Annotated in this window: 7 protein-coding genes; all 7 read left to right on the forward strand. The window is 42.9% G+C overall.

Annotated features, from left to right (window positions below; genetic code table 11):
* The first annotated feature begins 348 nt into the window (after nt 1–348).
* The 7 genes from JKK62_RS16940 (at nt 349) to JKK62_RS16970 (ending at nt 8643) form a co-directional block, all read left to right on the forward strand.
* Nucleotides 349–1620 (forward strand): IS110 family RNA-guided transposase, encoded by a 1272-nt coding sequence (locus tag JKK62_RS16940; protein ID WP_201428949.1) that lies wholly within the window; start codon nt 349–351, stop codon nt 1618–1620.
* A gap of 691 nt (nt 1621–2311) precedes the next feature.
* Nucleotides 2312–3769: an aminotransferase class I/II-fold pyridoxal phosphate-dependent enzyme gene (locus JKK62_RS16945; RefSeq protein ID WP_092970597.1), complete on the forward strand. Its 1458-nt coding sequence runs from the start codon at nt 2312–2314 to the stop codon at nt 3767–3769.
* An 11-nt stretch (nt 3770–3780) separates the two neighbouring features.
* Nucleotides 3781–4641: a polyamine aminopropyltransferase gene (gene speE / locus JKK62_RS16950; protein WP_201428950.1), complete on the forward strand. Its 861-nt coding sequence runs from the start codon at nt 3781–3783 to the stop codon at nt 4639–4641.
* Nucleotides 4635–5492, forward strand: coding sequence for an agmatinase (speB, locus tag JKK62_RS16955; protein WP_201428951.1), 858 nt, complete (start codon nt 4635–4637; stop codon nt 5490–5492). Before speE ends, speB begins: the two co-directional genes overlap by 7 nt.
* Nucleotides 5493–5520: 28 nt before the next feature.
* A complete protein-coding gene (locus JKK62_RS16960; protein ID WP_092970585.1) occupies nt 5521–6780 on the forward strand; it encodes a saccharopine dehydrogenase family protein in 1260 nt (419 codons plus the stop codon).
* Between the two features lie 14 nt (nt 6781–6794).
* Nucleotides 6795–8027 carry a carboxynorspermidine decarboxylase gene (locus JKK62_RS16965; RefSeq protein ID WP_436286320.1) on the forward strand — a complete coding sequence of 411 codons (1233 nt, stop codon included), beginning with the start codon at nt 6795–6797 and terminating at the stop codon, nt 8025–8027.
* A gap of 37 nt (nt 8028–8064) precedes the next feature.
* A complete protein-coding gene (locus JKK62_RS16970) occupies nt 8065–8643 on the forward strand; it encodes a YitT family protein (protein ID WP_201428952.1) in 579 nt (192 codons plus the stop codon).
* Nucleotides 8644–8751: the final 108 nt, after the last annotated feature.

The raw sequence follows: 8751 nt of genomic DNA on the forward strand, positions 1-8751 counted from the left end.
CATCGCTGCGGCCAGAGCACCTGTCAATAGAATCGCTAATAGCTTATTCATATTAATCCACATGCCGGTGCGGCACCGGCACAAATAGAGATGAAAACGGAAGCCGCAAAATTTCCCGTTTTCTGTTATACTGTACTTGAAGGAAGGCACACTACAAAGCACGGTAGGGTGAGTTGTTCTCAGCTCTACGTCTGTAAGACAGTATATTAATCAGTGTAAGAGTCACCTTTCAAGCACAGATAAGTAAGTCCATCGAGTCCGCACACTAAGAATTGTTTAAATTCTGGTAGTTTAATGTGTGGTGGCTCAGTCACTGCCTTTCTCTACTATTACGAAAGGAGTGCAGTTATGAAACTCACATATCCAATCTGTTGTGGCGTCGATGTTCACAAAACCTTTCTCGTTGCCACAATCATCACAAGTGATTTTGAATCACCCAAATACAAGCAAAAACGCTTCTCCACTTTCTACAGAGGCTTGCTTGAATTCAAGCAATGGCTCCTTGACAACAACTGCAAGGACGTTTGTATGGAGAGCACAGGCAAGTATTGGGTGCCCGTTTGGAACGCTCTTGAAGATTCCATCCATGTTGTCATCGCAAACCCCAAATGGGTTTCTGCTGTTAAGGGCAACAAAGATGACAAGAAGGATTCAAAATGGATCGGCGATTTGTTCCGTATGGGTCTGGTTCCAAGCAGCTATATACCCGAAAAGGATATTCGCGTTCTGCGTGAATTTACGCGCTATCGCAGCAAGCTCGTGTCCATGCGTTCCAGTGAGAAGTGCCGTTTTCAAAACGCTTTCACCGTGTGTAATTTGACGCTGGACGCAGTTGTCTCTGATATGTTTGGCAAATCCGCGACCGATATTGAAAACTATCTGCTTGAATCCGACTCCGTTGACCCTAACCACTGCGTTTCTCTGCTTCGCGGTAGTCTTAAAAAGAAATCCGAAGAGATTATTAACGCAGTAGAAGGCTTCAATATGACGGCTGAACAGAAGGAAAGGGCTCGCATCATTCAAGGTCATTTCGCCGATATTGACAATCGTATTGCTCAAGTTGACGAAGTAATCGGCAGACTTGTTTCCGAGTACGAAGGAGCCATTTCGCTTCTGTGTACGATTCCCGGAATTGACCGTCGCCTTGCCATAACGATTATTTCGGAAATTGGTACCGATATGTCACAGTTTGGTTCTTCCAAACGTCTCTGCAATTGGGCAGGGCTTTCTCCTGGAAGAAACCAATCTGCGGGTAAAAAGAAATCCGTTAAGATTTCACGTGCGGGTGTTTATCTAAAACCCGCTTTGGTTGAAGCGGCTCACGCCGCCGTAAAGGCAACTGCAGCAAATCCGTATTTTAGAATTAAGTACGGACGTATTATGCAGCGCCGCGGTAAAAAGCGTGCCATTATTGCCATAGCAAGAATGATGCTCACTTCTATTTTTGCAATGTTCTCCACCGGCGAAGTCTTTAATCCGAGTGATATTCTGAAATTTGATATGCCGGAAGAGTTGAAGAAAAAACAAACTCTTTCTGCGGCTAAAGACGCTGTAAAGCTTCTTGTGTCACTGGGACTTGTTGCTGAGAATTCTATCTCTCTTCAGCCATTGGCAAGTTGATTTTTCCTCTCTAGGTGGTGGGCTTGCTTTGCTGCGCCCTTTTTTTCTATCGCTGAGTTGGAATTGTTTTCACACTATTTACCATACTCAAAATAAAAGACCTTACGCCACTTACGCCAAAACTTACGCCAAATGGAACAACCGGAACAAAAGAAATGGCTTATCCTCTACGGAAATAGTCAGTTTATGGCTCTTGACAGATGTAGGATTTATGGTAGAATTTTGGCAATTTTAAATACTAAATCAAACAGTAATTTCAAAAAATATCTTGAAAAAATACGGAATATATTATATAATCAATCATTGTGAGAAGGGGTTTGAGTTTCAGAGTCCCTCCAAAGCGATTTTTACGAACCACTCATTAAAGAGTTAAGGCATACGGACAGCCGGGTTCACTGCCGATTGGTGGGTTTATCCACTTTATTGATTTTATACTTTCGTTTTGATAAGTCGGTTGTCGGATAATCAATGCAGAATATCCTGTTATACAGACTTATGAAACGGTCAATAAGAGTAGTAAAAGTATTTGTTGCTATATAGGCTCTGCGTACCCTTTTATCTGATGATGTGTGGTTATCGGTTTTCCGAAAAAGAATTTTTTCGGGTATTTATGGCAATCACGAATATCACCGAAAAATTTACGCAAGCTGTCTGTTGGGTCAGTTTGCGTTTTTTTGTGCTGAGGTTTATTATGGGAGAAGAAAGAAAACTTAATCAAAATCATGCCCCTATTTATGAGGCACTGGAAAATTTTCGTAAGATGCGTGTTGTGCCGTTCGATGTTCCCGGACACAAACACGGCAGGGGAAATCCTGAACTGACTGAATTTCTGGGAAAACAATGTGTAAGTATTGATGTCAACAGCATGAAACCGCTGGATAACCTTTGTCACCCTGTTTCTGTCATCAAAGAGGCAGAACTGCTTTGTGCGGACGCATTCGGTGCTTATCATGCTTTTCTGATGGTAGGCGGAACAACCAGTTCCGTACAGAGTATGGTGTTATCGGTCTGTAAGCGTGGCGATAAAATCATACTGCCACGGAATGTTCACCGCAGTGTGATTAATGCGTTGGTGCTTTGCGGTGCAATTCCTGTTTATGTCAATCCCGAAGTGGATACAAAGTTAGGAATATCTCTTGGTATGAAAAGGGAACAGGTAGCCAAAGCGATTGAAGAAAATCCCGATGCGGTTGCGGTTTTAGTCAACAATCCCACCTATTACGGAATATGCAGTGATATGAAAGCGATTGTTGCCATGGCACACAAGGCAGGTATGTATTGTCTTGCTGATGAAGCACACGGAACACATTTCTATTTTGGTGAAAATATGCCGATATCTGCGATGAAAGCGGGAGCAGATATGGCTTCTGTTTCCATGCACAAAAGCGGAGGAAGTCTTACACAGTCCAGTCTTTTGCTGATGGGAAAGAATGTCAATGCAGGACACGTCCGTCAGATTATCAACCTGACACAGACAACATCAGGAAGTTATTTACTGATGTCCAGTCTGGATATCAGCAGACGTAATTTAGTACTGCGTGGCAGGAAAGTCTTTGCCAAAGTAGTAAATATGGCGGAATATGCCCGTGAGGAAATCAATGCCATAGGAGGCTATTACGCTTTCGGAAAAGAACTCATCAACGGTAATTCCGTTTTTGACTTTGACCCGACAAAACTGAGTGTTCATACCAGAGATATCGGTCTGGCAGGCATTGAAGTCTATGACATTCTGCGTGATGAATACGATATTCAGATAGAATTCGGTGATATCGGCAATATACTGGCATATCTTTCCATAGGCGACCGCAGACAGGAACTGGAAAGACTGGTAAGTGCATTGGCAGAGATAAGACGCAGATATCAGAAAGACAGCAGTGGTCTGCTCAGTCAGGAATATATCGACCCCGAAGTGGTAACCAGTCCGCAGGAAGCCTTTTATGCCAAAAAGCACAGTGTTCCTCTCAGAGAAAGTGTTGGTTGTATATGCAGTGAATTTGTCATGTGCTATCCTCCCGGTATTCCGATTTTAGCCCCGGGAGAACGCATTACGCCCGAAATTCTTGACTATATTGAATATGCCAAATTAAAGGGCTGTTCCATGACAGGACCTGAAGACCCTGATATCTTAAATCTGAATGTTTTGGTGTAAGGAGTGTTTTTATGGAATTATGGTTCAGTGAGTTTCATGCTCCCGATGTCAAGCACAGTATCAAAGTAAAACGACATCTTTATTCGGAAACAAGTGACTATCAGCAGATTGATATTTTTGAAACCTTTGAGTTCGGACGTGTTCTTGCTCTGGACGGCAATGTTATGCTGACAGAACGTGATGAGTTCATCTATGACGAAATGATTACTCATGTTCCTATGTCGGTTCACCCGAATATCAGAGATATTCTGATTATCGGTGTGGGCGATGGCGGTGTTGTGGGACAGCTGACACGGTATAAAACGGTAGAACGCATAGACCTTGTGGAAATGGATCCATTGGTTCTTGACGCTTGCCGAAAATATCTGCCTGAAAATTCCAGTCAGCTCAACGACAGCCGTGTCAATATTTATTTTGACAATGCCCTGCGGTTTATCCGCCGTTGTAAGGAAGAATATGATTTGATTATTGTGGACTCTCCCGACCCTTTCGGCCCCTCAGAAGGCTTTTTTACCAGAGAATTTTATGGTATCTGTTACAATGCTCTGAAAAGTGACGGTATTATGGTAAATCAGCAGGGAAGTCCGTTTTATAAACACGATGCAGAAGCAATGAAAAGAAGTCATAAAAGAATTGCCAGCACATTTCCTGTCAGCAGGGTCTATCAGGCACATATTCCCACCTATGCGGCAGGATACTGGCTTTTCGGGTTTGCCAGCAAAAAGTATCACCCTATTGACGATTTGAATGTGGAAAAATGGCTGGCACTTCATCTGACAACCCAGTATTATACCACAAAACTGCATATCGGGTCTTTTTATCTGCCCGCATTTTTAGAGAGAATGTTGGAGGAGGTGGAACAGTCATGCTGAAACCCAATATTGAAAGTTTTATCGGCTGTGACAGTGATTATGAAAATGCCGATATTGTTCTTTTCGGAACGCCGTTTGATTCGACAACCAGTTTTCGTCCGGGAGCAAGGTTTGGTTGTTCGGCAATACGGCACGAAAGTTTCGGACTGGAAACATTCAGTCCTTATCAGAACAAGGATTTGACAGACTGCCGTATATTTGACAGCGGTGATTTGGAATTATGTTTCGGAAAAGCGGAACTGGCTTTGCAGGATATTGAAGACCGTGCGTCAGAGATTCTAAAAGATAACAAACTGCCTGTTATGATAGGCGGAGAACATTTGGTAACACTGGGTAGTGTGAGAGCAGTATACCGAAAATATCCTGATTTGCACATTATCCATTTTGATGCACACGCTGATTTACGCAACGATTATTTAGGAGCAGAATTAAGTCATGCCTGTGTCATGCGACGCTGTCATGATTTGTTGGGCGATAACAGAATTCATCAGTTCTGTATAAGAAGCGGAGAAAAAGCGGAATTTGTCTTTGCCGAAAAACATACAGATATTCATTTGTTTTCTTTTGACGGTCTTGACGAAGTGGTGGAATATTTGCAACAGTCACAGATACCCGTCTATTTTACGATTGATTTGGACTGTTTAGACCCGTCAGTTTTTTCGGGAACAGGTACACCCGAAGCAGGCGGTGTACCGTTCAGTCAGTTGCTGACAGCGTTAATCAAAGTCAGCAGAACCAACATTGTGGGAGCAGATATCAATGAGTTAGCCCCTATGTTAGACAGTAGCGGTGTATCAACAGCAGTTGCCTGTAAAGTTCTGCGGGAATTGCTGTTGGCTGTCAGTCACTGATATTCAGAATAAAGGAGATTATGTTAATATGAGCAGAGTTTTAGTAATAGGTTGTGGGGGAGTAGCGTCTGTTGCAATACAGAAGTGTTGTCAGGCGAGTGAAGTATTTCAGGAACTGTGTATTGCCAGCCGAACCAAGGCAAAATGCGACAGTCTTGCCGAAAAACTTTCCAAAAAAACAAAAACCAGAATTACCACTGCACAGGTTGATGCCGATGACGTTCAGCAGGTTATCCATCTTATCAATGACTATAAGCCCGATTTGGTAATGAATATCGCTTTACCCTATCAGGATCTTACCATTATGGACGCTTGTCTTGCCTGCAAAGTCAACTATATGGATACCGCCAATTATGAACCCGAAGATACAGACGACCCCGAATGGCGTGCCGTTTACGAAAAGCGTTGTCAGGAAAAAGGATTTTCCGCTTATTTTGATTACAGCTGGCAGTGGAATTATCGTGAAAAATTTGAGAAAGCAGGACTTACCGCTTTACTGGGCTGCGGTTTCGACCCCGGTGTAACACAGGCATATTGTGCCTATGCCTTGAAACATGAATTTGATACCATTGATACCATTGATATTTTAGACTGTAACGGCGGTGACCATGGTTATCCGTTTGCGACAAACTTCAATCCCGAAGTCAATCTGCGTGAAGTTTCCGCCCCCGGAAGTTACTGGGAAAACGGACACTGGGTAGAAATTCCGCCAATGAGTATCAGACGGGAATATGATTTTGACAGTGTAGGCAAAAAGGATATGTACCTTTTACATCATGAAGAAATTGAATCCCTTGCCGAGAACATTCCCGATGTACAGAGAATCCGTTTCTTTATGACTTTCGGACAGAGTTATCTTACCCATATGAAATGTCTGGAAAATGTGGGTATGTTATCCACAACACCTGTGCTTTTTGAGGGTAAGGAAATCGTTCCCATAAAATTTCTGAAAGCCTTATTGCCCGACCCCGCAACACTGGGTGAAAGAACTCACGGCAAAACCAATATCGGCTGTATTTTCACAGGAAAGAAAGACGGCAGGAAAAAGATTTATTCCATTTATAATGTCTGTGACCATCAGGAATGTTATCAGGAAGTCGGCAGTCAGGCAATAAGTTATACCACAGGTGTTCCAGCCATGTGCGGTGCTTTGATGTTGCTCAGCGGAAAATGGAATATGACAGGTGTGCATACTGTGGAAGAATTTGACCCCGACCCGTTTCTGGAAGCACTTTGTCAGTACGGTCTGCCTTACAGAGAAAATCACAGTCCCGAAATAGTTGACTGACGGAGGAGAAAGTATTGTCTGAATATTTAGCAGATAGCCGTAAGGTGTTTTCGGCACTGGACGGAGAAGACCCTATAACTTTATTTTCCGCTTTAAAGACCCCGTGTTATATTATTGACGAGGTACAGTTGCGGAAAAACGGTGAAATTCTCTGTAAGGTAGCAGAAAACACGGGCTGTAAAATATTGCTGGCACAGAAAGCCTTTTCCAATTATAATTTTTATCCTTTATTGGCGGAATATCTGTCGGGAACAGAAGCAAGCGGTCTTTTTGAAGCAAGACTGGGTTATGAAGAAATGCCTGATAAAGAAGTCCATGTTTTTTGCGGAGCTTACCGTGAAGACGAATTTGACGAACTGTTGCAATATGCCGACCACATTGTTTTTAATTCCCCTCATCAGCTGAAAAAGTTCGGCTTTTCGGCAAAGGAAAAAGGAAAAAGTATCGGGTTAAGAATTAATCCTGAATTTTCCACACAGGACGGACACGGGATATATGACCCTTGTGCATATGGCAGTCGTCTGGGAACAACACGCTGTCAGTGGGATACAGAAATGACTTCTGAACTTGTGGCTTTACTGGACGGTCTGCATTTTCATACATTATGTGAACAGAACGCTGACGATTTAGTCAGAACGGTAACCGCTGTAGAAAACAGGTTCGGGGATATTCTGCCCAAAATGAAGTGGCTCAATATGGGCGGAGGACATCACATTACCCGATGGGATTATGCTATTTCTTTACTGGAACGGTGTATTACCGATGTACAGAAAAAATGGAATGTGCAGGTTTATCTTGAACCGGGTGAGGCAGTTGCTCTGAATGCGGGATATCTTGCGACAAGAGTACTGGATATTGTGCAAAGCGGAGATATCTGCAATGCCATACTTGATGTCAGTGCCAGCTGTCATATGCCTGACGTTATCGAAATGCCCTATACACCGCCGTTGTATGGTGCTATGGCAGAAAAATCGGCACATTGTTACCGTCTTACCTGTCCTACCTGTCTTGCGGGTGATGTTATCGGCGACTATTATTTTGGTAAAGATTTGCATATCGGTGATATGTTGCTGTTCGGAGATATGGCAATTTACTCTACTTGTAAGAACAACACATTCAACGGTATGCCCTTGCCGAACATTTTCCGACTGAATGAAAACAGAATGTGCCGTCAGATTACGGATTTTGATTATTATGACTTCAAAATGAGATTGGGCAGCAAAAAATATTCATCGTCGGCTCGATGAGAATATATCATTTTCTGACAATAAATGGAGAGATATCATGATAAATATTTTTTACCGTATAGTGGGCAGTAAACGAGTTGCCCTGATACTGGATTGTATAGGCATTGCTTTTGGAGCTGTTATTGCCGCTTTTGCTATAGAAGAATTCTTGGTGCCGTGTACGATTCTTGACGGCGGAGTTGTAGGTATCGGTATTATGATTAACAGTCTTGCTCATATACCACTTGGCATTTTGACGATTGTCTTTAATATTCCGTTTTTGGCTGTCGGTTCTCGTCAGTTGGGAAAGCTGTTTATTGTCAAGTCAGCGTTCGGCATGACAGTATTTTCCACATTTTTACAGATATTTGCTCCATTAAGAAATGTTACCAATGTTCTCGGCGTCGTTCGTCTGGACGAGGCTCGAAAACACAAAACCAAAGCAAAAGAAATCCTTGCCGATATCCCGGATGATACCGACAAGGAAACTTTGAAATCTCTAAAACAAACCGCTAATGCTGAAAAGCAGGAATACAGCCAACTGAAGAAGCTGCGCTGGTCATTACTCACCAATGGAGATAAACTCTCCGGAAGTAAAACCGAACACTTGCAATCTATACTAATGTCTACTGAATAAATGCAACTTTCAAACTTCGGAAAAGCAACGATAACATCTCCGCCCTCAGCTTCTCAATCTTTCTCAGGTTGAGGAGCAGGACGGACATAGCGATGCTGTGGCAAGTTG

The sequence above is a fragment of the Ruminococcus difficilis genome, assembly GCF_016680995.1.

Coding starts and splice junctions, on each gene's coding strand:
- JKK62_RS16970 (WP_201428952.1), top strand. CDS start 8,065: ATGATAAATATTTTTTACCGTATAGTGGGCAGTAAACGAGTTGCCCTG.
- JKK62_RS16940 (WP_201428949.1), top strand. CDS start 349: ATGAAACTCACATATCCAATCTGTTGTGGCGTCGATGTTCACAAAACC.
- speB (WP_201428951.1), top strand. CDS start 4,635: ATGCTGAAACCCAATATTGAAAGTTTTATCGGCTGTGACAGTGATTAT.
- speE (WP_201428950.1), top strand. CDS start 3,781: ATGGAATTATGGTTCAGTGAGTTTCATGCTCCCGATGTCAAGCACAGT.
- JKK62_RS16960 (WP_092970585.1), top strand. CDS start 5,521: ATGAGCAGAGTTTTAGTAATAGGTTGTGGGGGAGTAGCGTCTGTTGCA.
- JKK62_RS16945 (WP_092970597.1), top strand. CDS start 2,312: ATGGGAGAAGAAAGAAAACTTAATCAAAATCATGCCCCTATTTATGAG.